This window comes from Variovorax sp. YR752, assembly GCF_943372545.1.
Genome location: NZ_CALRZC010000030.1, coordinates 30580 through 53532 on the forward strand (window position 1 = coordinate 30580; position 22953 = coordinate 53532).

Annotated in this window: 24 protein-coding genes; 8 read left to right on the forward strand and 16 right to left on the reverse strand. The window is 67.5% G+C overall.

Going from position 1 to position 22953, the window contains the following annotated elements:
- Window positions 1-68: 68 nt before the first annotated feature.
- The 5 genes from AAG801_RS09945 to def are packed head-to-tail and all read right to left on the reverse strand — an operon-like array spanning window position 69 to window position 3109.
- Window positions 69-407, reverse strand: coding sequence for an AzlD domain-containing protein (locus AAG801_RS09945; RefSeq protein WP_101490876.1), 339 nt, complete (start codon window positions 405-407; stop codon window positions 69-71).
- On the reverse strand, window positions 404-1144 hold the full coding sequence (locus AAG801_RS09950; RefSeq protein ID WP_341888240.1) for an AzlC family ABC transporter permease: 741 nt from the start codon (window positions 1142-1144) through the stop codon (window positions 404-406). The genes AAG801_RS09945 and AAG801_RS09950 overlap by 4 nt, the downstream gene beginning before the upstream one ends.
- The gene (gene fmt, locus AAG801_RS09955) at window positions 1144-2100 is read right to left on the reverse strand and encodes a methionyl-tRNA formyltransferase (protein WP_341888241.1); all 957 of its coding nucleotides are present in this window, start codon (window positions 2098-2100) and stop codon (window positions 1144-1146) included. Before fmt ends, AAG801_RS09950 begins: the two co-directional genes overlap by 1 nt.
- Window positions 2097-2591 (reverse strand): hypothetical protein, encoded by a 495-nt coding sequence (locus tag AAG801_RS09960; RefSeq protein WP_341888242.1) that lies wholly within the window; start codon window positions 2589-2591, stop codon window positions 2097-2099. The genes fmt and AAG801_RS09960 overlap by 4 nt, the downstream gene beginning before the upstream one ends.
- Window positions 2588-3109 carry a peptide deformylase gene (gene def / locus AAG801_RS09965; protein ID WP_341888243.1) on the reverse strand — a complete coding sequence of 174 codons (522 nt, stop codon included), beginning with the start codon at window positions 3107-3109 and terminating at the stop codon, window positions 2588-2590. The genes AAG801_RS09960 and def overlap by 4 nt, the downstream gene beginning before the upstream one ends.
- 160 nt (window positions 3110-3269) lie before the next feature.
- On the opposite strand from def, the gene AAG801_RS09970 reads away from it, so the two are divergent.
- The 3 genes from AAG801_RS09970 to AAG801_RS09980 are packed head-to-tail and all read left to right on the forward strand — an operon-like array spanning window position 3270 to window position 6268.
- On the forward strand, window positions 3270-4493 hold the full coding sequence (locus AAG801_RS09970; protein ID WP_341888244.1) for a LysM domain-containing protein: 1224 nt from the start codon (window positions 3270-3272) through the stop codon (window positions 4491-4493).
- Between the two features lie 33 nt (window positions 4494-4526).
- The gene (gene dprA / locus AAG801_RS09975; protein ID WP_341888245.1) at window positions 4527-5669 is read left to right on the forward strand and encodes a DNA-processing protein DprA; all 1143 of its coding nucleotides are present in this window, start codon (window positions 4527-4529) and stop codon (window positions 5667-5669) included.
- A 59-nt stretch (window positions 5670-5728) separates the two neighbouring features.
- Entirely contained in the window at window positions 5729-6268 is a 540-nt protein-coding gene (locus AAG801_RS09980) for a DUF494 domain-containing protein (RefSeq protein ID WP_341888246.1), read from the forward strand.
- Between the two features lie 94 nt (window positions 6269-6362).
- Here the strand turns inward: AAG801_RS09980 and AAG801_RS09985 are convergent, their stop codons facing one another.
- The 6 genes from AAG801_RS09985 to AAG801_RS10010 all read right to left on the reverse strand — a co-directional run bounded on the left by AAG801_RS09985 (window position 6363) and on the right by AAG801_RS10010 (window position 16198).
- Window positions 6363-8762, reverse strand: a complete 2400-nt coding sequence (locus AAG801_RS09985) for a DUF1631 family protein (RefSeq protein ID WP_341888247.1) — start codon at window positions 8760-8762, stop codon at window positions 6363-6365.
- A 112-nt stretch (window positions 8763-8874) separates the two neighbouring features.
- On the reverse strand, window positions 8875-9837 hold the full coding sequence (secF, locus tag AAG801_RS09990) for a protein translocase subunit SecF (RefSeq protein WP_341888248.1): 963 nt from the start codon (window positions 9835-9837) through the stop codon (window positions 8875-8877).
- Between the two features lie 18 nt (window positions 9838-9855).
- Window positions 9856-11739 carry a protein translocase subunit SecD gene (gene secD, locus AAG801_RS09995; protein WP_341888249.1) on the reverse strand — a complete coding sequence of 628 codons (1884 nt, stop codon included), beginning with the start codon at window positions 11737-11739 and terminating at the stop codon, window positions 9856-9858.
- Window positions 11740-11828: 89 nt separating this feature from the next.
- Entirely contained in the window at window positions 11829-12164 is a 336-nt protein-coding gene (gene yajC / locus AAG801_RS10000; RefSeq protein WP_099793994.1) for a preprotein translocase subunit YajC, read from the reverse strand.
- 258 nt (window positions 12165-12422) lie between these two features.
- On the reverse strand, window positions 12423-16037 hold the full coding sequence (locus AAG801_RS10005) for an indolepyruvate ferredoxin oxidoreductase family protein (RefSeq protein ID WP_341888250.1): 3615 nt from the start codon (window positions 16035-16037) through the stop codon (window positions 12423-12425).
- Window positions 16034-16198: a hypothetical protein gene (locus AAG801_RS10010; protein ID WP_341888251.1), complete on the reverse strand. Its 165-nt coding sequence runs from the start codon at window positions 16196-16198 to the stop codon at window positions 16034-16036. Before AAG801_RS10010 ends, AAG801_RS10005 begins: the two co-directional genes overlap by 4 nt.
- A 179-nt stretch (window positions 16199-16377) precedes the next feature.
- On the opposite strand from AAG801_RS10010, the gene AAG801_RS10015 reads away from it, so the two are divergent.
- The gene (locus tag AAG801_RS10015; protein WP_062478228.1) at window positions 16378-16854 is read left to right on the forward strand and encodes an Lrp/AsnC family transcriptional regulator; all 477 of its coding nucleotides are present in this window, start codon (window positions 16378-16380) and stop codon (window positions 16852-16854) included.
- A 79-nt stretch (window positions 16855-16933) separates the two neighbouring features.
- On the opposite strand, the gene AAG801_RS10020 is transcribed toward AAG801_RS10015, so the two are convergent.
- The 4 genes from AAG801_RS10020 to AAG801_RS10035 all read right to left on the reverse strand — a co-directional run bounded on the left by AAG801_RS10020 (window position 16934) and on the right by AAG801_RS10035 (window position 18845).
- Entirely contained in the window at window positions 16934-17293 is a 360-nt protein-coding gene (locus tag AAG801_RS10020) for a hypothetical protein (protein ID WP_099794000.1), read from the reverse strand.
- Between the two features lie 97 nt (window positions 17294-17390).
- Entirely contained in the window at window positions 17391-17780 is a 390-nt protein-coding gene (locus AAG801_RS10025) for a roadblock/LC7 domain-containing protein (RefSeq protein ID WP_192194114.1), read from the reverse strand.
- Window positions 17777-18319 carry a GTP-binding protein gene (locus AAG801_RS10030; RefSeq protein ID WP_341888252.1) on the reverse strand — a complete coding sequence of 181 codons (543 nt, stop codon included), beginning with the start codon at window positions 18317-18319 and terminating at the stop codon, window positions 17777-17779. The genes AAG801_RS10025 and AAG801_RS10030 overlap by 4 nt, the downstream gene beginning before the upstream one ends.
- A gap of 13 nt (window positions 18320-18332) precedes the next feature.
- Complete coding sequence (locus tag AAG801_RS10035) at window positions 18333-18845, reverse strand: hypothetical protein (protein WP_341888253.1); 513 nt, start codon at window positions 18843-18845, stop codon at window positions 18333-18335.
- A 313-nt stretch (window positions 18846-19158) separates the two neighbouring features.
- On the opposite strand from AAG801_RS10035, the gene AAG801_RS10040 reads away from it, so the two are divergent.
- From AAG801_RS10040 to AAG801_RS10050, 3 genes are all read left to right on the forward strand, one after another.
- The gene (locus AAG801_RS10040; protein WP_341888254.1) at window positions 19159-19881 is read left to right on the forward strand and encodes a hypothetical protein; all 723 of its coding nucleotides are present in this window, start codon (window positions 19159-19161) and stop codon (window positions 19879-19881) included.
- Window positions 19882-19960: 79 nt separating this feature from the next.
- Complete coding sequence (locus tag AAG801_RS10045) at window positions 19961-20725, forward strand: basic amino acid ABC transporter substrate-binding protein (RefSeq protein WP_341888255.1); 765 nt, start codon at window positions 19961-19963, stop codon at window positions 20723-20725.
- A gap of 92 nt (window positions 20726-20817) precedes the next feature.
- Window positions 20818-21588, forward strand: coding sequence for an amino acid ABC transporter permease (locus AAG801_RS10050; protein WP_341888256.1), 771 nt, complete (start codon window positions 20818-20820; stop codon window positions 21586-21588).
- Here the strand turns inward: AAG801_RS10050 and AAG801_RS10055 are convergent.
- On the reverse strand, window positions 21585-22295 hold the full coding sequence (locus AAG801_RS10055; protein WP_341888257.1) for a glycosyltransferase: 711 nt from the start codon (window positions 22293-22295) through the stop codon (window positions 21585-21587). The two genes, AAG801_RS10050 and AAG801_RS10055, sit on opposite strands and share 4 nt — an antisense overlap.
- Window positions 22296-22382: 87 nt before the next feature.
- Here AAG801_RS10055 and AAG801_RS10060 point away from each other — a divergent pair.
- Window positions 22383-22953: MFS transporter (locus tag AAG801_RS10060; protein ID WP_341888258.1), on the forward strand; the 571-nt coding region annotated here is incomplete at its 3' end.

The following is a 22953-nucleotide window of genomic DNA, read 5'->3' on the forward strand; positions in this document are numbered from 1 at the left end:
CGTGTAACTCCACCCCCCGAGGGGGAGGCGCGGCCCGCCTTGGGGCGGCCCGGCGGCGGCCGCCCGGCCTACCAGCCCAGGCCGAGGTGCAGGGGCAGGTAGACCGCCATGCCCGCCAGCATCGTGCCGAGCACGCCGCGCCGCCAGAAGTAGTAAGCACCGCCGACGACCGCCGCATAGAGGCGGGCGTCATGCAGCGTGGTGATCAGGTGGCCCTGCGTCATCACGATCTCGGGCGCGATCACGCCGGCCAGCGCGGCGGCCGGTGCGTAGTGCAGCGCGCGGTGCGCCCACTCGGGCAGGCCCCAGGGCCGGTCGAGGATGAAGAAGAAGCAGCGCGTGAGCACGGTGACGGCCGCGAGGCCCGCGATCACGGCGATGGACCACCAGTCGGTGCCGCCGCTCACTTGTCGTCCTCCGCGTCGGGGTCGAGCCCGAACTGCTTTTCGAGCCAGAAGCACAGCAGCACGGCCACGCCGATCGCGACCACGATGTTGAGCTTGAGCGGCAGCGCGTAGGCCGCGACCGCCGTGGCGCCCGCGATGAGCGCGGCCAGCACGCGCAGCCGGGTCGTCGCCATCGAGCAGACGATGGCCACCAGGCTCAGCACGCCGGCAAAGCCCAGGCCCCAGGTCTGCGGAATGAAGTTGGCCAGCGCGATGCCCAGCAGGCTCATGCCCATCCACGCGCACCAGGTCACGAAGTAGTTGCCGGTGAGGTAGGCCTCTTGCGACAGCTGCTCGACGGCCGTCGTCGGTGGGGCCGTGTACTGCTTCGTGAAAAGCGCGTAGCTCAGGTCGGCCGTCAGGTAGCCGTGCAGCAGGCGGCGCCAGCGCGGCATGTGCATGAGGTAGGGCCGCAGGTGCAGGCTGAACACCACGAAGCGCAGGTTGACGCAGAAGCCCGTCGCCAGGATCACCCAGGCCGGTGCGCCCGCGGCCAGCAGCGGAATGGCGGCCAGTTGCGAGCTGCCAGCGTAGACGAACAAGGTCATCGCCACGGCCTCGAGCACGCTCATGTCCGACTTGACCATGGCCACGCCGGTCATCAGGCCCCAGGCGCCGATGCCGAGCGCGGCCGAGGCCATGTCGCGCATGCCGGCGCGGAACTCGGGCTGGCGGCGCAGTGTGGGCGAGAGGAACATCAGCCGAAGACCTGGCCGGCCTTCAGGTCGAAGCCGCGCAGGAAATCGGCCGCGGGCAGGCGTTTGCCACCCGGACGTTGCAGTTCGGTGAGCACCACGGTTGCATCCGACGCCGCCACGGCGACGCCGGTTGCGTCGGCCGAGACGATGGTGCCGGGCGCAGCGCCTGCGGTGCCGGGCGCCACGTGCGCGGCCCAGAGCTTGACGGTCTCGCCGCCGAGCGGGCTGTTGGCGCCGGGGAACGGATCGAAGGCCAGGACACGGCGCACGATGGCGCCGGCCGGCTGCGTCCAGTCGATCAGCGCTTCGTGCTTCTCGACCTTGTGGGCGTAGGTGATGCCTTCGGTGGGCTGCGGCGTGCGAACCAGTTGCCCGATCTGCGCCAACGCCTCGACCACCATGCGGCCGCCGAGCGCGGCCAGCCGGTCGTGCAGGCGGGCGGTGTTGTCGTCGGGGGCAATGTCGACCGACTCGCGCAGCAGCATGTCGCCGGTGTCCAGGCCCGCGTCCATCTGCATGATCGTGATGCCGGTCTGCGTGTCGCCGGCCTCGATGGCGCGGTGGATCGGCGCGGCGCCGCGCCAGCGCGGCAGCAGGCTGGCGTGGATGTTGAGGCAGCCGTGCAGCGGCAAGTCGAGCACCCACTGCGGCAGGATCAGCCCGTAGGCCGCGACCACCATCACGTCGGGCTGCCACGCCAGCAGCGTGTCGCGCGCGGCGGTGGCCTCGTCGGGGTACTTGCCATCGAGCCGCAGGCTGCGCGGCTGCGCCACGGGCCAGCTGTTGGCAACGGCGCACTGCTTGACGGGCGAAGCCTGCAGCTTCATGCCGCGACCGGCAGGCCGGTCGGGCTGGCTCATCACGCCGACGATGTCATGGCCGGCGGCGGCAATGGCCTCCAGGGCGACGCGCGCGAACTCGGGCGTGCCCGCAAAAACGACTTTCAACGCGCTCAATCCCGGACCCGTTCGAATTCGAGGTCATCCCCCGTGTGATAGCGGCGAACCACGCCGGTGGGGTCGATGTAGATATAGAGCATGCGGCGCTCGTTGATGGCCTTGTAGCGCCAGGTCCAGACGGCGCCGTCGAAGGAGCTGACCCGGCTGACTTCATACGGCTTGCCGTAGAAGGCCAGCACGTCGTTCTGGCGCCAGCGGTCGACCTGGATGTCGTGGCCGAAGCGCACCTCGCTCAGCACCTGGGTCACCGAGACGACCTTGCCGGACGCGTCGAGGTCGATGTCGACCACTTCGAAGCCCGCCGGCATGCGCGAGTACTGCAGCCGTTCGCCACCGCCGTTGAGCGGGTAGCGGCCCGTGGGCGCACCGAGGCGCTGCAGGGTCTCGGCGGCGGAGGTGCCGGGCTGGATGCGCGTGGGTTCGCTGACGCAACCCGCCAGGAACAACAGTCCGGCGGCGGCCAGCGCGCTCGCAGCCCGGTGGCTCATACCCGTGCGTCTTTCAGGTCCTCGCGCTGCTGCTTGAGGAGCTTGCTCTTGATGCGGTTGCGCTTGAGCGGCGACAGGTATTCGACGAACACCTTGCCCAGCAGGTGGTCGAGCTCGTGCTGGATGCACACGGCCAGCAGGCCGTCGGCCTCGAGGGTGTGGCTGTTGCCGTCGGCGTCGAGCGCCTGGACCTTCACCGAGGTGGAGCGCATCACGCCGTCGTAGATGCCGGGCACCGAGAGGCAGCCCTCTTCGTTGAGCACCTTGTCGTCGCTGGCCCAGGTGATTTCGGGGTTGATGAGCACGATCGGCTCGTTGCGCTCTTCGGAGACGTCGATCACCACCACGCGCTCGTGCACGTCGATCTGGGTCGCGGCCAGGCCGATGCCGCTCGCGTCGTACATCGTTTCCAGCATGTCGGCCACCAGCGTCTTGATGCGCGCGTCCACGCCCTGCACCGGCTTGGCCACCGTGTGCAGGCGCTTGTCGGGGTAACTCAGAATGATTCGTTTGGCCATGAAATCGGGGGGAAGTTGTGGCTATTTTCGCCAATTCCGCGACGCGTCGCGGCGCAATGACGCGAAAACGTTGCCCTTGCAAGGGCTTCGGGCGCAGAATTCGTAGCAAATTGTGAGATTCGTATGCGCCACGATACTTCGTGCGCTCACCCATCCAGACATGACACAGCCCAGCTCCACCGAACACCAGCGCCCGACCCTCTTTGCCTTCTGGACGGCCGCCTTGGCGGTGGCCAGCAGTTGCGGCGCCACGGCGGCCTGGGCGCAGACGACCTACCCGGTCACGCCCCAGCAGCGCGCCACCGCCCAGCAGACCGCCCAAGCCGGCGTGCCGCTGAGCGAACTGTCGCCGAAGGCGCCCGACGAATACACCGTCAAGCCCGGCGACACGCTCTGGGCCATTTCGCGCCTGTACCTGCTGCGCCCCTGGCGCTGGCCGGAACTCTGGGGCATGAACATCAATGACATCCAGGACCCGCACCGCATCTACCCGGGCCAGGTGCTGTACCTGGACAAGAGCGGCGGCCGCGCCCGTCTGACCACCCGCCGCGGCGCGGCCGGCGGCGACGGCGGCACCATCAAGCTGTCGCCGCGCACCCGCTTCGACTCGCTCGCGGGCATGGCCCTGCCCACGCTCAACCCGAGCCTGATCGAGCCCTTCCTCAGCGAACCCATCGTGGTCGACGCCAACACGCTCGACGCCGCACCGCGCATCGTGGCCGGCAACGACAGCCGCGTGCTGCTGTCGCGCGGCGACCGCGCCTATGCGCGCGGCAATGCCGAGTCGCCGCTGGTTGAAAAGCCCGGCCCGGTGCAGCACTACCGCATCTTCCGCAGCGCCACGCCGCTGAAAGACCCCGGCACCGGCGAGATCCTCGGCTACGAGGCGCAGTACCTGGGCAAGGCGCAATTGCAACGCGGCGAATCGACCACCATCGAGACGACCGGCGACAAGGATGTCATCACGGTCGTGCCGGCCAGCATCGACATCATTGCGTCGCGCGAGGAAATGCGCGCCGGCGACCGCCTGCTGCCCGAGCCGCCGCGCCAGCTGCTGAGCTACGCACCGCGCGCACCGTCGACGCAGGTCGACGGACGGATCATCTCGGTCTATGGCAACGCGGTGCAGTACGCGGCGCAGAACCAGGTCGTGGCCATCAACAAGGGCACGCGCGACGGCGTCGACAACGGCCACGTGCTGGCCATTCTGAAGAACGGCGAGACCATCCTCGACCGCACCGGCGCACGCAAGGAAACGATCAAGCTGCCGAACGAACGCATCGGCCTGCTGATGGTGTTTCGCACCTTCGAGAAAGTCTCTTACGCATTGGTGCTCGAAATCAACGACACTCCCCGCGCCGGCGACTTCCTCGTCAATCCTTGACACGCGCCTGAGGCTTTTTTCTCGCACACTCGTTTGGAACGCGCAGAACTCGCAGGCTGGCTGCGACTTTCACTGACACCTGGCGTCGGCGACGGCGCCGCACGCCGTCTGCTCGCGGCCTTCGGGCTGCCTGAAGCGATCTTCGCGCAGCCCGAAGCGGCGCTGTGCGAAGTCGTCAGCAACGCCCAGGCCGCCGCGCTGAAGCAGCTGCCCTCCGGCCTGCAGGCGCAGGTCGACATGACCTGGCAATGGCTGCACCCCGCGGACGGCACCACCGGCGGCGCCGTCACGCGCCGCGTCGTGACGCTCGGCGATGCCGCCTATCCGAGTTCGCTGCTCGAGATGGTCGACCCACCGCTGATGCTCTACGTGCTCGGTGCCCCCGCCTTCGACCTCACGCAGCTCGGCCGCAGCCTCGCCGTGGTCGGCAGCCGCAACCCGACGCCGCAGGGCGCGAGCCACGCGCGCGCCTTCGCGCGGGCGCTGGGCGAAGCCGGCCTGCCCGTGATCTCGGGCCTGGCGCTCGGCATCGACGGCGCGGCGCACCTGGGCGCGCTCGACGCGGCCGGCGACGCACCGGTGCTCGCCACCGTGGCCGTGGTCGGCACCGGCCTGGACCGCGTCTACCCCGCGCGGCACCGCGACCTCGCGCACCGCATCACGCTGCAGGGGCTCATCGTGAGCGAGCTGCCGCTGGGCACGCCGCCGCTCACGCAGAACTTTCCCAAGCGCAACCGCCTCATCGCGGGCCTGGCGCGCGGCACGCTGGTGGTCGAGGCGGCACTGGCGTCGGGCTCGCTGATCACCGCGCGGCTCACGTCGGAGCAGGGCAAGGAAGTGTTTGCGATCCCGGGCTCGATCCACTCGCCGCAATCGCGCGGCTGCCATGCGCTGATCCGCCAAGGCGCGAAGCTGGTCGAGTCGGTGAACGACATCCTCGAAGAGTTGCCGCCGCTCGCGCCGGCCGCTCGCCCGGTTGCCAACGACACGCCTTCATCGGCCCCGGAGCATCCGCTGCTCGACGCCCTCGGCTTCGATCCCGTGAGCCTCGATGCGTTGAGCGCGCGCACCGGCTGGAGCGCGGCCATGCTGCAGGCGAAGATGCTCGAGCTTGAACTCGACGGGCATGTGGCGCGTTTGCCCGGCGGCCTGTTCCAAAGAGCCGCCGTCGGCTGACGCGCGAAGTGCACGAAAGCCTGGGGACGCACGACAGATTCCTGGGCTATATTGGCCCCATGTTCGAAGTGCTCGTGTTTGTGTATGAAAACTACTGGCGCGGCGATGCCTGCCCCGAACCCGAACAGCTGGGCCGCAAGCTCAGTGCGCACGGTTTCGAGGCGGAAGAAATTCGCGACGCCCTGCAGTGGCTCGACGGCCTGAGCCTTGCCACGCAAGGCCTGCAGTTCGAACCCCACCACGCCCCTGAAAGCGACGGCGACAACGCCATCACCGCCGCCCGCGTCACGCTGCGCGGCGCGCCCGAAGCGGCACTGCCCCAATCCAGCCAGTCGATGCGCGTGTACTCGCCGTCGGAACAGGAACACCTCGGCGCCGAATGCCTCGGCTTCATCCGTTTTCTCGAACTGTCGAACGTGCTGCCCTGCGGCCTGCGCGAGATCGTCGTCGAGCGCGCAATGGCCGCACCGGGCGACCCGGTGGCGCTGGACGAACTCAAGATCATCGTGCTGATGGTGCACTGGAGCACCGGCATCGAGCCCGATGCGTTGGTGCTCGACGAACTCTGCGAGAGCCGCGAAGGTCGCACAGCGCACTGAGCGCGCGCTAAGCCCCTACTGGGGCAACACCAACGGCCAGGCAGCGCCAGTTCCGTGGTGTTTCGCGAACAGAGAAAACAGCCGAGTTGGCTGACTAATTCAGAAGTCGCTCAGGATTCGCATCGAGCTTCGCCAGCGCCTCGCGCGTGGCGCGCACGGTGAGCGTTTCTTCCTCGGCCGGCACCAGCAAACCGGCCTGCAGGTACATCGCCAGCCGCCCCGCCTGGATGAGGAAGCTGCGGCCGTCGGCCGAGGCGAACAGGTGCAGCTGCTTGCGGTCGCTGCGCCACACGAACTGGACCTGGGTCACGCGGTCGTTGTGGTCCAGCATGAACCAGTTGCCCACCTGCAGCTCGTGGGTCCACGCGAGCATGTCTTCCGCGACCTTGACGCCGGCGGTGTCGGGAATGACCTCGATGGCGGTCGCGTCCACGCCGAGCAGCAGCTCGATGCTCTGCGCGTCGAGCGGCAGGCTGGAGGCGCTGCCGTCGTCGGTCACGAAGTCTTCGAGGTGCGCCAGCCGCTCGGCCATGGCTTCGATCTTGGCCTGGGGAATGGCCTCGGTCTTCGACATGAAGGCGTCGGTCAGCGTGGCGCCGATGGTCTTGATGTGGCTTTCCTGCGGCTCGCCGACGATGCCCAGCAGGTCCATGCCCTGGCGCAGGCGCTGCAGCAGCTGCGGCAGGTCTTGAATGACGCGGGCCCGGTCGGCGCGGTTGGGCTTGGCGCTCGCGGCCCAGACCAGTTCGGAGGCCACGCGCTTGAGCATCACGGTGTGCTCACCCTGCGCGCCATAGCGCAGCGCGGCGATGGCCAGCACCTCGGCCCAGACCTTGAACAGGAACTCGCGGATCTCGTCGCGCACCGGCATGTCGTTGAGCATCTTGCGCAACTCGATGGTGTACTGGATCGCCATCGTCTCCTTCTGCTCGACCTGCTGCGCCACGCTCATGACGCGCTGCGTGGCGTCGCTCTGCGTGAGGTAGCGGCCGAGAAAAGCAACGAACTCGTCGAACACCAGCTTGAACACGCGCTGGCCGGTTTCGGGGTATTGCTCGATCACCTGCACCACGCGCTTGATCTCGTTCTCGAGCGCGCTGCCGGTGATGGCGGCGGCGTCGAAGCCCATCACACAGGACCCCATGCGGTCGATCAGCATGCGGGCAGGGTGCTGCAGGGTGCCGAAGAATTCGGGCTCGGCGATGGCCACGCGCAGCACGGGCATCTGCAGCCGCGCGAACCACACGCGGGCGGAGAACGGAATGCGCTCTTCCGCGAGGATGGCCTGGAACATCAGCGCCACGATCTCGACCGTGGCCTTGTCGGCCGTGGTGGGCGCGCGCTTCTTGAGTTCGGCAGTGCGGCGACGCAGATCGACCGCGGTCTGCTGGATCAGCGTGGCCTGCTCGCCGCCGCCGTCCATGTACTGCGTGGCCGCCATGCGGTAGGCGACCTCGGCATCGGCGATGGCACCGGCAAAAGTGCGTGAAAACACGCGGGGTGCGGCCACGCCGCCGCCGGTGCCGGTCACCCCGCCCGGTTGCGAGGCACCGGCCTCACCACCGATGCGCGCGGCAACGAAACGCTTGAGGCTCAGCAGCGCGGTCTGCGCGCGCTGCCGTGCGAAGGCCAGCGGCGAGCTGGCCATCATCGAGCTGGAGGCCGGCCCTGACGCCGGCACCGACGCCGCATCCGACGCCTGGAAAGCGAAGCCTGGACGCTGTGGCTGCTGCGGCTGCGATGACTGCGGGCCGCGCGACACCGCCGCACCTGCCGGCGAAGCCTGCCCCATCGGCATGCTCGACGACGTCGGCATGCCCATGGACGAAGAACCGCCCGCATCGCCCGTGCGGCGCACGAAGCTCTTGAGGTCGATTTCCTGCATCACGCCCTGCGCGATCAGGAAGGCGTTGGCGCTTTCATAGGCCTTCACGACCACGTCGGCCAGCGCCTGCTGCACCGTGCCCTGCACGCGGCCCCAGGCCTCGCGGCTCAGGCCGGCGGCCAGCCACTGTTCCACCAGCAGCTTGGCCAGCGTCTCGGGTTTCAGCACGTCGCGGGCGTCGAGCTCGTGCGTGCCTTCGAGGTGCTGGATGCGCAGGCGCAGGTCGCTGAGTTCGAAGCTGGCCTTGTCGTGGATGGTCTGTGCGAGGCGCGAGGCGAGGATGTTGCTCTCGACCACCTCGTCGCCGATGAGTTCCAGCCGCAGTGCCGCGGGGGCCGAGGAGGTGGCGCCCGCCGGGCCCGTGCCCAGAGCCTTGCGCCAGCCGACTTGCGTGAGCGACACCCACTGCGAGGCGTGGCCCTGGAACGCCACGAGGTCGTCGCGGCTTTCCTGCATGGTGCGCGCGCTGCCGACATCGGAAGCCACCGCGCTCAGGCGGTCGCGGATGGCCTGGGCCATCGGAGCAATCGCACCTTCCGTGGCCGCCACGAAACGCTCACGCGCCTCGCGTGCGAGCTGCAGGGAGGAGGCGGACCGCGCAGTGCTCATTGAAGAATCGGAAAGGCCGGAGGATACGGTTCGTGGACGACAGCCCCGAGCTTGCATCGGGATGCGTCACCGCACAAGTGCGGGTGACGCGAAGCTGGCGCCGAAGTATCCCTCAGACCACCGCGCCGGCGTTCGGGTCGTCGCCGCCCGGATCGCCGTCGCGCTTGACCGGCGGGCCCTTGATCAGGTCTTCACGCTTCACGCCCAGCCACATCGCGATCGCGGCAGCCACGAAGCACGACGAGTAGATGCCGAAGCAGATGCCGATGGTCAGTGCCAGCGCAAAGTAGTGCAGCGTCGGGCCGCCGAAGAAGAACATCGACAGCACCACGAGCTGCGTGGAGCCGTGGGTGATGATCGTGCGGCTGATGGTCGAGGTGATCGCGTTGTCGATGACTTCGGTGGTCGTCATCTTGCGGTAACGCCGGAAGTTCTCGCGCACGCGGTCGAAGATCACGACCGACTCGTTCACCGAGTAACCCAGCACCGCCAGCACCGCCGCCAGCACCGCCAGCGAGAACTCCCACTGGAAGAAGGCGAAGAAGCCCAGGATGATCACCACGTCGTGCAGGTTGGCCAGCACGGTGGACAGTGCGAACTTCCATTCGAAGCGGAACGCCAGGTAGATCATGATGCCGATCACCACCATGGCCAGCGCCTTGATGCCGTTGGAGGTCAGCTCGTCGCCGACCTGCGGCCCGACGACCTCGATGCCGCGCTGCGTGGCCGACGGGTCGACCGACTTCAGCGCCTGCATGACCTGCGCGCTCTGCTGGTCGGAGTTCATGCCCTTCTGGGTGGGCAGGCGAATCTGCACGTCGCGCGAGGTGCCGTAGTTCTGCACCTGCACTTCGGGATAGCCGAGCTTGGTGACGGCCTCGCGCACCTTGCCGATGTCGGCCGATTGCTCGTAGGCCACTTCCATCACCGTGCCGCCGGTGAACTCCACCGACAGGTGCAGCCCGCGATGGAACAGGAAGAACAGCGCCAGCGCAAAGGTTGCGAAGGAAATGATGTTCAGCACCAGGGCATGGCGCATGAACGGGATGGTCTTGTGGATGCGGAAGAATTCCATGGCGATGGTCCTCGGCCGTTACTTGGTTTCGACCACGGCTGCGCCGTCGGTCTTTGGCCGCCAGACGGTGCCGATCGACACAGACTTGAGCTTCTTCTTCTGGCCGTACCAGAAGTTCACGAGGCCGCGCGAGAAGAACACGGCCGAGAACATCGAGGTGACGATGCCGATGCAGTGCACCACCGCGAAGCCGCGCACCGGGCCCGAGCCGAAAGCCAGCAGCGCGATACCCGCGATGAGCGTGGTCACGTTCGAATCGAGAATCGTGCCCCAGGCGCGTTCGTAGCCCGCGTGGATGGCGGCCTGCGGCGAGGCGCCGTTGCGCAACTCTTCGCGCACGCGCTCGTTGATGAGCACGTTGGAGTCGATGGCCACGCCGATGGCGAGCGCCATGGCCGCGATGCCGGGCAGCGTGAGCGTGGCCTGCAGCATCGAAAGGATGGCGACCAGCAGCATCAGGTTGACGGCCAGCGCGATCGACGAGAACAAGCCGAACAGCGCGTAGTACAGGCACATGAAGACCATGATGGCCAGGAAGCCGTACATCACGCTCTTGAAGCCTTTTTCGATGTTGTCGGCGCCGAGCGTCGGGCCGATGGTGCGCTCCTGGATGATCTCCATGGGCGCAGCCAGCGAGCCGGCGCGCAGCAGCAGGGCGAGGTCGCTGGCTTCGGCCACCGTCATCGAGCCCGAGACCTGGAAGCGGTTGCCCAGCTCGCCGTTGATCGAGGGAGCCGTGAGCACTTCGCCCTTGCCCTTCTCGAAGATCAGCATGGCCATGCGCTTCTTGTAGTTCTCGCGGCTGACGTCGCGCATGATGCGACCGCCCTTGGCGTCCATGGTCAGGTCGACCTTGGGCTGGTTGTTCTGCTGGTCGAAGCCGGGCTGGGCGTCGGTGAGGTTCTCGCCGGTGACGAGCACCTGCTTCTTCACGATCACCGGGCGGCCGCTGCGGTCGAGGAATTTCTCGGAGCCGAAGGGCACGGGCGCGCCGCTCAGTTCGGCCGCGCGGCCTTCGGCGCTTTCGTCCACCATGCGCATTTCGAGCGTGGCGGTGCGGCCCAGGATTTCCTTGGCCTTGGCCGTGTCCTGCACGCCCGGGAGCTGCACGACGATGCGGTCCAGGCCCTGCTGCTGGATCACCGGCTCGGCCACGCCGAGTTCGTTGATCCGGTTGTGCAGGGTCGTGATGTTCTGCTTGAGCGCGGCGTCCTGCAGGCGGCGGGCCGCCTCGGGCTTGATGGTGGCGGTCAGGCGCCAGTTGGTGCCGTCTTGCGTGTCGGTGGTGCTGAGGTCGGGGAACTGGTCCACGATCAGGCGCTTGGCGGTCTCGAGCGAGGCCGCGTCGCGGAAGGTCACCTCGACGGTCTGGCCGTTGCGGCTGACCTGGGTGCCGCGGATGCTCTTGTCGCGGAAGGTGGTGCGCAGGTCGCTCGCGAACGATTCGGCCTTCTTGTCGATGGCGCCCTTCATGTCGACCTGCAGCAGGAAGTCGACGCCGCCGCGCAGGTCCAGGCCCAGGTACATCGGGTACGCATGCAGCGACGTGAGCCACTTGGGCGAACGCGACAGCAGGTTCAGCGCCACCGTGTAGGGCGGGTCGCTGGCGTCGGGCACCAGGGCGCGCTGCACGACGTCGCGCGCCTTGAGCTGGTCGTCGGTGGTGGTGAAGCGGGCGCGCAGCGAGCCGGCGTCCAGCGTCACCAGGTCGGGCGTCAGGCCGGCCGCCTTCAGCGCCTCCTCGACCCGGGTCTGGGTGGCGGCATCGACCTTGACGCTCGTCTTGGCCGCGGACACCTGCACCGCGGGTGCTTCGCCGAAGAAATTGGGCAGGGCGTAAATGAGCCCCACGAGTAGCACGATCACGATGATCGCGTACTTCCAGACCGGGTAACGGTTCATGAGAAGGCGCTTTTCACAAGCGTTTCAGAAAGGGAACACGGCGTGACTTGGGGCCCTGCGCCGCGAAGCGCAAGGTTCAGCTCACGCTTTTATTGCTTGACGGCGCCCTTGGGCAGCACCTGGACCACCGCGCTGCGCTGGATCTTGATCTCGATGCCGTTGGCGATCTCGAGACCGAGGTACTGGTCGCTGATGGACGTGATCTTGCCGAGCACGCCGCCGGCCGTGGCGACTTCGTCACCCTTGGCCAGGGCTTCGATCATGGCGCGGGCTTCTTTCTGGCGCTTCATTTGCGGGCGGATCATGACGAAATACAGCACCACGAACATCAGCACCAGCGGCAGCATGCTGCCCAGCGAAGACAACATGTCGCCACCACCGGCGGCTGCGGGCGCGGTTTGTGCGAAAGCAGAGGAAATGAACAAGAGAGTCTCCAGCAGAGGGAAGAGAGAAGAAAAAGACTTCAGATGCGCAGGCCGGGCCCGCGGTTCCGCGCCCACGAAGGATGCGGGCCGCAAGTCAGAGGCTCGGCGGGGGAGGCCGCGCGCAGTCGGGCATTGTATTCGTCGCAGATGGCCGTTTCGCGCCCTTATCCGGCGCGGTGGGGAGGGCTTTTCGCTATTGTTTAAATAGCAAAGAGCGCCGCAAGGGCGCTCTTTGTCAGGGGAAACGGGCCTGTGGAATCAGGCCGCTGCGCGCTGCGCCTCGGGGTGGCGCCACTTGCCCAGCAGCTCGTTCCAGCGGGTGCGGGCCGCCGCCAGGTTGCGCTCCTTCACATGGCCGTAGCCGCGAATCTGCTCGGGCAGCGCCGCGATCTCCAGCGCCAGCGCGTGGTTGTCGGCGCGCAGGCCCTTGAGCACTTCCTCGATGCTGGCGCGGTACTCGCCGATGAGGGCGCGCTCGGTCTTGCGCTCTTCGGTGCGGCCGAAGACGTCGAGCGCCGTACCGCGCAGGCCCTTGAGCTTCGCCAGGAAGCGGAAGCCCGTGAGCATCCAGGGGCCGAACTTCTGTTTTTGCAGCTGGCCCTTGGTGTTCTTCTTGGCCAGCAGCGGCGGTGCCAGGTGGTAGTTGAGCTTGTAGTCGCCTTCGAACATGCCCTCGACGCGGTCCAGGAAGGTGCGGTCGGTGTGCAGGCGGGCGACTTCGTACTCGTCCTTGTAGGCCATGAGCTTGAACAGGTAGCGCGCCACCGTTTCGCTCAGGGCCGTGCTCTTGCTGCCGACGGCCGCCTCGACCTGCTGCACACGGCCGACGAAGGCCTTGTATTCCTCGGCGTAGGCGGCGTTCTGGTAGCCGGTCAGGAACTCGGCGCGGCGTGCCACCAGGGCCTCGACCGTTTCGCGCTTCTTGAACTCGATGACCTGGCCCGGGCGCACGCGCTTTTGCAGCTCGTCCGGGCGCACGGCGGCCTGGCGGCCCCATTCGAAGGCGGTCTTGTTGTTCTCGATGGCCACGGCGTTCAGCTCGATGGCGCGCATCAGCGACTCGTGCGCCAGCGGCACCCAGCCCTTTTGCCAGGCGTAGCCCAGGATCATCGGGTTGACGTAGATGGTGTCGCCCATCAGCGCGGTGGCGGCGGCATCGGCGTCGAAGGCGCCCAGGCCGTCGATGCCCACGGCGCGCGCAATTTCAGCGGCGCAGGCGTCTTCGGGGTTCTGCCAGTTGGCGTTGCGCACGAAGGCGGCGGTGGGCGCGCTGTGGCTGTTGAGCGCCACGTGCGTGCGCCCTTCGCGCATGCGCGCCATGGTCTCGGCGTTGATCGTGACGAGTGGGTCGCAGGCGAGGATCAGGTCGGCGGCCGCGGTGCCCACGCGGGTGGTGCGGATGTCGTCCTGCGTGTCGCCGATGAGCACGTGGCTCCAGGTGGCGCCGCCCTTTTGCGCCAGGCCCGCCGCGTCCTGCGTGACGATGCCCTTGGCCTCGATGTGCGCGGCCATGCCGAGCAGCTGGCCGATGGTGATCACGCCGGTGCCGCCGACGCCGGCCACCACCACGCCCCAGACCTTGCCGCCGACCAGCGACGGAATGACGGGCTCGGTCAGCAGGCCGAACTCGGCCGGCGTGGCCGCCTTGTTTTTGCCCTTCTTCTTGAGCTGCCCGCCCTCGACGGTCACGAAGCTCGGGCAGAAGCCCTTCAGGCAGCTCATGTCCTTGTTGCAACTGCTCTGGTTGATGGTGCGCTTGCGGCCGAATTCGGTTTCCAGCGGCTCCACGGAGAGGCAGTTGCTCTGCACACTGCAGTCGCCGCAGCCTTCGCAGACCAGCTCGTTGATGACCACGCGCTTGGCCGGATCGACGGCCGTGCCCCGCTTGCGGCGGCGGCGCTTCTCGGTGGCACAGGTCTGGTCATAGATGATGGCCGTGGTGCCGGCCATGGCGCGGAACTCGCGCTGGATGTCGTCCAGCAGATCGCGGTGTTTCACCTGCACGTGGTCGCCCGGAATGGTCACGCCCTCGTACTTTTCGGGCTCGTCGGTGACGATGACGACCTTCTTCGCGCCCTCTGCATGCAGGCTCTCGGCAATCTGCAGCACCGAGTGGCCCTCGGGGCGCTCGCCGACCTGCTGGCCGCCGGTCATGGCGACCGCGTCGTTGTAGAGGATCTTGTAGGTGATGTTCACGCCCGCCGCGATGCTCTGGCGAATGGCGAGCAGGCCGCTGTGGAAGTACGTGCCGTCGCCCAGGTTGGCAAAGATGTGCTGGTCGGTCGTGAAGGGCTGCTGGCCGACCCATGGCACGCCCTCGCCGCCCATCTGCGTGAAGCCGATGGTGGAGCGGTCCATCCAGGTCGCCATGAAGTGGCAGCCGATGCCGCCCATCGCGCGCGAGCCTTCGGGCACGACGGTGCTGGTGTTGTGCGGGCAGCCCGAGCAGAACCAGGGCTGGCGCGTGGCGTCGGCCACGCTGGTGGACGCCTGCTGCACCACCATCGCGCGTTCCTTGGCCTCGAGGATGGCCAGTTGCGCATCGATGCGGGCGGCCATGTCGGCGCCGGCGGCGGCCAGCAGGCCGGTCTTCTTCAGACGCGCGGCAATGGCCTTGGCGATGAGCGCCGGGTTCAGGTCGGCGTTGGCGCGCAGCAGCGTGTGCGAGGTCGGGTTGGGCATCGACCATTCGCCACCGGAGTAGCCGTCGTCCGTGGAGCTGGCGCCTTCGTCGAACTTGCCGACCACGTTGGGGCGCACGTCGGAGCGCCAGTTGTAGAGCTCTTCCTTGAGCTGGTATTCGATGACCTGGCGCTTCTCCTCGACCACCAGAATCTCTTGCAGGCCGGTGGCGAAGTCACGCGTGAGCTGCGCCTCGAGCGGCCACACCACGCCCACCTTGTGCAGGCGGATGCCCAGCTGGCGGCAGGCCGCGTCGTCCAGGCCCAGGTCGATGAGCGCCTGGCGCGTGTCGTTGAAGGCCTTGCCGCTGGCCATGATGCCGAAGCGGTCGTTCGGGCCTTCGATCACGTTGTGGTTCAGGCGGTTGGCGCGGATGTAGGCCAGCGCGGCGTACCACTTGTAGTGCATGAGTCGGGCTTCCTGCTCCAGCGCATGGTCGGGCCAGCGGATGTGCAGGCCGCCGGGCGGCATCTCGAAGTCGGTGGGAATGACGATGTCGACGCGCTCGGGGTCGATCATGGCCGTGGCGCTCGACTCGACGATCTCCTGGATCGTCTTCATGCCCGACCACACGCCCGAGAAGCGGCTCAGCGCAAAGGCGTGAATGCCGAGGTCGAGGATTTCCTGCACGTTGGCCGGGAAGAACACCGGCGTTCCGCAGGCCTTGAAGATGTGGTCGCTCTGGTGCGCGGCCGTGCTGCTCTTGGAGATGTGGTCGTCGCCGGCCACCGCGATCACGCCGCCGAATTCGGTGGTGCCCGCCATGTTGGCGTGCTTGAAGACGTCGGAGCAGCGGTCCACGCCCGGGCCCTTGCCGTACCAGATGCCGAAGACGCCGTCGAACTTGTTGGTGCCTTGCGGCGAGAAGCCCAGCTGCTGCGTGCCCCACAGCGCCGTGGCCGCGAGCTCTTCGTTCACGCCGGGCTGGAAGACGATGTTCTGTTCCTTGAGGAACTTGCTGGCCTTCCACAGCGCCTGGTCGTAGCCGCCGAGCGGGGAGCCGCGGTAGCCGCTGATGAAGCCGGCGGTGTTCTTGCCGACCTGCTTGTCGCGCAGGCGCTGCAGCATCGGCAGCTTGACCAGGGCCTGCACGCCGCTCATGAAGGCGCGGCCGTAGTCGAGACTGTATTTATCGTCGAGCGTGACGGTTTCCAGCGCTTTGCGAATGTGCTCGGGCAGCGGGGCGTTCATGCTGCACCTCCTTCGCAAACAGGCTCGACGCCAAATCCAGTACGGCCGACTGCGTCGCCCGCGTCATATTTGTGCCTACGGCGCAACCCGCGTTGCGGGTTGTCGTCGAGCGTGACGGTTTCTAGCGCGCGGCGAATGTGCTCGGGCAGCGGGGCGTTCATGTGTTCTGTCTCCGTATTGGCAGGGCTTTGTGGGCCTGGCTGATGGGGTGTGGGTCTGTGCCCGGTAGGGCGCGAGCCCATGGTCACGCAAAGTGTATGCCGGGGTCCGCGACAGGTGTTTGCGTTTTTCGTCCCCAAAAAGCGGCTTTCAGAAAGAATCTTGCTTAACATCCATGCCCATGGAAAGCATTGACAAGTTCGACCTCGCTATCCTGCAAGAACTGCAGACCGATGGCCGCCTCACGAACGCCGAGCTTGCGCAGCGCGTGGGCCTGTCGGCAGCGCCCTGCTGGCGCCGCGTGCGCGCGCTGGAAGACGCCGGCTTCATCAAGGGCTACCGCGCCGAGATCGACCGCCACAAGATCGGGCTGGGCGTGCTCGCTTTCGTGCGCGTGGACACCGAGCGCGTCACCCACGAAGCCACGCGCAAACTCGAAGACGCGATCCGCAAGATGCCCGAGGTCGTGGCCTGCCACTACATCAGCGGCACCGGCACCTTCGAGTTGCAGGTGGTGGCGCAGGACCTGAACGGTTTCTCGGCCTTCGCGCGGCAGAACCTCATGAACTTGCCGAACGTGAAAGACCTGCACACCAGCTTCTCGCTGGGCGAGGTGAAGGCGAACAGCGCGCTGCCGCTGGGGCACCTGGCGAAGTAGCCGCCCTCCAAAGAAAAAGGCCGCCTCCCGCGAGGGAGCCGGCCTTGTCATCCGCCCGAGGGCGGTGCACCTCTATTAGTTAGAAGGTGATTTCCTTCTCGACGTCCTGCAGCTTGCGGCGGGCCAGCGCCAGGTTCGACTTCGCCTTGTCGAGCACGAAGTAGATGAACACGCCTTCCTTCTGCGCCATCGGGCGCAGCAGGTGGTACTGCTTGCCCAGCGTGATCAGGATGTCTTCGATGGTGTCGCTCAGGCCCAGCGCGCGCATCGTCTTGAGCTTGGCACGCATCACTTCGGTGTTGCCAGCGGCAGCCACTTCGAGGTCCACGCCGGAGCCGGCGGCGCCGAGCATCATGCCGCTGGCGGAATCGACCACGGCAGCGCACAGGGCGCCGTCGGCGGTCAGAAGGTTGTCGAGGCTGGTCTGGATCGAGGCCATGTCAGTGAGTCCTGGTATTGAAATTCATGCGAATGAAAGAAGAGGGTGGAGACGTCGCATGCCAATTCGTCCCCGCCCGTGAATTCGTAGCGAAGGCCTAAGGCTGCGGCGCCTCGAGCGCCCGCACGCAGGCCGCCGTGCGGTACATCGCCTGCGCGAGCACCGCGTCAGCGTCGGCGATGACGTTCACGATCAGCGCGGTCTCGCCGTTGTGCACCGGGCTGACCAGCGCAAAGCCGTTGTCGGTCGCGACCGTGATGCAGGTGCAGCGGCCCAGGCCGGCCTCCTGCGACACCACGGCGCCGATGGCGGCGATCGAGCTGGCCATGGCGGCGATGCGCGCGGGCTCGACGTCGCGTCGGGCGACGCTGGCGATCTCGAAGCCGTCGGGCGTGGCCACCACCACCGAGGCGACGCCGCTCACCTCGTCGAGCACGCGGCGGGCTTCGACCGCGGCGCGCAGCTTCAGGGCGTGGGGAATCTTCATGGCGCGGTCTCCTCGTCGAGCACTTCGATCTGCATCAGCAGCGTTTCGATCAGCGCGACGACGTCGTCCTTGCGGCGCGGATCGACCGCCAGCAGCGGCAGCACCAACCCGCGCGCCGCCAGGGCCTGCGCGTAGTCGTCGAGCGTGGGTGTGGGGTGCGACGGCAGGCGGCTCACGCCCACGGCGCAGGGCATGCGCTCGAGCGCGCCGGCAAAGCCGTCCAGGTACTGGGCCAGGTCGGCCATCGGGTCGGGGCGGCTGTTGTCGAGCAGGATCGCCAGGCCCAGCGCATCGCGCACCAGGATCTTCCACATGAAGTCGAAGCGGCTCTGGCCCGGCGTGCCGTACAGGCGCAGGCGGTCGCCGTTGTCCAGCGTGACCTGGCCGAAGTCGAGCCCCACCGTGGTGGTGGCCTTGGCGACCGAGGTGTCGGCGTTGGCGACCTCGGTGGCGATCGGCGCGGTGTCGCTGATGGTTGCGATGGCCGTGGTCTTGCCCACGCCCATGGGGCCCGTGAAGACGAGCTTGAAGTCCCTCATGTCGGCGCCCTCTTCAGGCCAGCCCGAGGCGTCGGCGGATGCGCGAGAGCAGGCCCCGCTTGTGCTGCGCGGCCTCGCCGCCGGCAACGCCCCCCGAGGGTCGCGGCCCGCGGGCTTCCTCCGACCAGGTCAGCGCGCCTTCTTCCTCCAGCAGGCCGAGGAAGGTGCTGCACTCCTGCACGTCGATGCGGCCCAGCACGCTCAGGCTTTCGGCCGATTGCGCGCTCTTCGACAGGGCCGCCGCGAGCCGCACGTAGATCGGGTGGCGCTGCAGGGTCACCTGCGAGGGCCAGCGAATCAGCGAGGCGCGTGCGCGGATCGAGCGCACCATGGCGCGCGCCGCGTCGCCCGAGGCCCCGCTCGGCGTGATCTGGTTGAGCAGCGCGACCAGCTCTTCCGCGTAGATGGGACGCGCCAGCGTGCGGCGCGCGGGGGCTGCTGGCGCTGCATCGCCGCGCGCCACCATCGGCACCACGAAGCGTGCCGCCGGCGTCTGCCGCTCGGCGGCCGGGGTGTCGCCGTCCACCAGCAACAGGTCGCACGGTTGCGATTCGCTGACGGTCCAGAGGGACCCAAGATTGGAGCTGAGGCGAACGATGATCCTCAAGAGCTCGACCTCGACCTGAGGGAGCCCCATGACGCCCAAAACCAATGGCATAACCTTCTTCCCTGACCAATTGTTTTTAATAGTTCCTTATTGTTATATGTGTTAACTAATTGATGCGTCGTGTATCGAAACAATGCCCAAATATGGGTGCGCACCGAGAAGTAACGCACACGATTGGGAGCGCCGAACGGGCGTGGCCGCCCTCCGCAAGACCTCTGGGACACTTGGCCGCATGAACTCCGAAGCCACCGGCCTGCGGGCCCTGTCGCACCTTCACACCCTGGGCCTGCTGACCGACGCGGAACACGCGCAGGCGCTCGCGCACCCCGACCTGCCGAACACCGCGCTGCGCACCCCGAGCGAAGCACTGGGCTGGGCGGCGGCCAAGGACATCGTCGCGCGGGAATCGTTGCCGGGCCTGCGCGCCCGTGCCGCCCCCGGCGCGGAAGACGAAGCGCACCGCACCGTGGCGAACGCCGTGGCCATGGTCAGCGGGCAGGCGCCGGCCTGGGTGCTGTTCGAGATCGGCCTCATGGCCCACCGCCTCGAAGACGGCGTGACCGACAGCGCGCTCGACCAGTTGCAGGCGCTGCAGCTGATCGACCCCGTGCAGCACTTCCAGGCCCGCAGCCTGCTGCCCGAACAGGAACCCGAATGGGCCGCGCCCGCTTCGCCGGCCGCCACGCTGGCCTGGGCCGTGCGCACCGGCGTGCTGACGCCCGCGCAACTGCAGACCCTCGCATCGCCGACGTCCGCGGTCCCGCCGGAAGGTCGGCAAGTCGTGGCCGACGCGCTCGCCCGCACGGAACGCAGCAGCGGCGGCCACACGAAGACCGTGCACACCCGCAGCGTGACGTGGCACAGCACGGGCGCGCCCCGTACGTCGCGTGCCAGCAAGGTGATCGCCGTCGTGGCGGTGGTAGCCGTCGCGCTCTACTTCCTGTTCGCCCGGTAACCGGCAAGGGGTCCCGATAGCGACCGCCTAAAATGCTCGCCCACCGCTTCCCGCCGGCGGCAAGACACAAGGACCCCGAATGAACTCTCTCCGCCGCGCCCTGGCCCTCGGCCTCGCAGCCGTTTCGCTCACCTTCGGTGCCCAGGCCCAAGCCCAGTACCGCGAACTCACCGTGGCCTCCAGCGCCACCTACGCGCCGTTTGCCTTCGAGAACAAGGACAAGCAGATCGTCGGCTTCGACATCGACATCATCAACGCCATCGCCAAGCAACAGGGCCTGAAGATCAAGGTCGTCAACACGCCCTTCACCGGCATCTTCGGTGCGCTGAACAACGGCGACGTCGACCTGGTGATCTCGGGCGTCACCATCAACGAGAAGCGCAAGCAGAGCTACGACTTCACGCCGCCGTACTTCGCGGCGCGCCAGCTCATCGCGCTGCCGAAGAACAGCACCGTGGCCTCGCTGAAGGACCTCACGGGCAAGAAGATCGCCGTGGTCAGCGCCTCCACTGCCGACGACATCGCCTCGCGCGAGTTCGGCAAGACCAGCCCCAACATCCGCCGCTTCGAGAGCACGCCGCTCATCATTTCCGAGCTGGCCGGCGGCGGCGTCGATGCCGCCATGGGCGACAACGGCGTGATCGCCTACCGCGTGGCGCAGCACGCCGAGCTGAAGACGCTGGACGACAAGTCCTTCCCCGAAGAGGGCTTCGGCATCGTCGTGAAGAAGGGCGACAAGGCGCTGCTCGACAAGCTCAGCGCCGGCCTGGCGGCCATCCGCGCCGACGGCAGCTACGTGACGATCTACAAGAAGTGGTTCAACAAGGACCCGAACGTGCGCTGAGCCGCACGGCATTTTCCTGAACACGGCCGCCCTCACGCGGCCGTTTCGTTTTTTTCGCAGACAGACAGATAGACAGAGTGGAGGACGCAGGCATGGAACAACCAGTGCTGCTTTTTGGATGGTTCCGCTGGGACATCCTCGTGGAATACAAGGACCTGTTCTGGCAGGGCGCCTGGATGACGCTGCGCATGACCGTGGTCTGCGTGCTGCTCGGGTCGACCTGGGGCCTGTGCCTGGCGCTCGCGCGGCTGGCACAGGCGCGCCATGCGCCGTGGACCTGGGTCACACGCGTGCTGCTGCGCTGGCCGGCCACGGTGTACGTGAGCTTCTTCCGGGGCACGCCGCTGTTCGTGCAGATCCTGCTGATCCACTTCGCGGTGATGCCGGTGTTCATCCACCCGAGCACGGGCCTGCTCATCGACGGCGAACTCGCGCGCACGCTCAAGCAGGAGCACGGCGCACTCATCTCGGGCGTGGTCGCGCTCACGCTGAACTCGGCGGCCTACATCTCCGAAGTGTTCCGCGCCGGCATCCAGTCGATCTCGCGCGGACAGTTCGACGCCGGTCGCTCGCTGGGCCTGAGCCCGTCGCAGGTGATGCGCTACGTGGTGCTGCCGCAGGCGTTTCGCCGCATGCTGCCGCCGCTGGGCAACAACGCGATCGCGCTGCTGAAAGACACCTCGCTGGTGTCGGCCATCGGCCTGGCCGAGCTGGCCTACGCCGCGCGCACCGTGGCCGGCGCCTATGCGCGCTACTGGGAGCCGTACCTGGCGATCTCGGTCGTGTACTGGGTGATGACGCTGGTGCTGACCACGCTGCTGCGCCGGCTGGAACACCGTCTCGCCCGCAGCGACCGGGGCTAAGGTCGGTCGTTGGGCTCCAGGGATGGCGCACCCGCGCCTCCCCACTTGTGCGCATACAACGGATAGAGCCTGGCCCATTCCGCGCTCCCGAAAGCACCGCCGCTTTGGTGCTTCACGGAAATCGGCCATGTCCCCAAGCGCAGCCCCTGCCGGCGCGCGGTTCTGCAAAAGTCGATGTCGTAGAAGTGGAAGTCGAACTGCGGATCGAACGCCACCGCTTTGGCCAGGAGCGTGCGCCGGTTCGCCGCCAGGAACACGCCATCCAGCAGCTCGCAGTCGGCCGGAACCGTGCCAAAGCAGTCGATGCGGCTGAACGGTTTCTGCCCGTGGGCAATGATTCCCGAGAGGTGCGCCAGGTCGTCCCACACCAGGTCGGTGCCGATGTAGTTCCAGCTCACATGCTGTTCGGACTGGCGCCGGTTGCCTGCCAGGCCGATCACGTCGAAGGCGCGCAATCCCTGCGCGACACGGTCGGCCAGAAAGAAGTCTTCGAGCCACACATCGTCATGCACGAAGACGAGCATGTCGTTCGCATCGGGTGCCGTGAGCGCGCTGTTGTAGACCTCGGACAAACCCCGCCGGTTCTCGAAGCTCACGCGCGGCCTCAGGCGGCCATCGAACTGGAGGCGTTGCAGCGATTGCCCCAGGGCGGAATCGGCCCAGAACTCGGCTTCGGAACATCTTGTCGCGCTGACGATATCGATCATTTTTCTCTCGAGAAGATGAAGCCGCGGGCCTCCGCGGCAGTATTGCATAGGCCATGCGACGAGAGCTTCGCGCCACAATAACGCCACATGCCACCCATATCCCCCGAAGAGACACCCCTCCCGCCGGCCAAGCCGCAGCCCTCGAACCTCGCGGCGCTCGAGCCGCTGAAGCTCCCCGTGTTCCGCATGCTGTGGAGCACCTGGCTCATCGCCAACATCTGCATGTGGATGAACGATGTGGCGGCGGCGTGGATGATGACCTCGCTCACCACCTCGCCGATCTGGGTGGCGCTGGTGCAGTCGGCCTCCACCCTGCCGGTGTTCCTGCTCGGGCTTCCGAGCGGCGCGCTGGCCGACATCCTCGATCGCCGGCGCTGGCTGGTGGCCACGCAGTTCTGGCTGGCCGGCACCGCCGTCGTGCTGTGCGCCGCCATCGCACTCGACGTGATGACCGCGCCGCTCCTGCTGGCGCTCACCTTCGCCAACGGCATCGGGCTGGCGCTGCGCTGGCCGGTGTTCTCGGCCATCGTGCCCGAGCTGGTGCCGCGCCAACAGCTGCCAGCGGCGCTGGGCCTGAACGGTATCGCCATGAACGCCTCGCGCATCGTCGGCCCGCTCACGGCCGGCATGCTGATCGCGAGCGCGGGCAGCGTGTGGG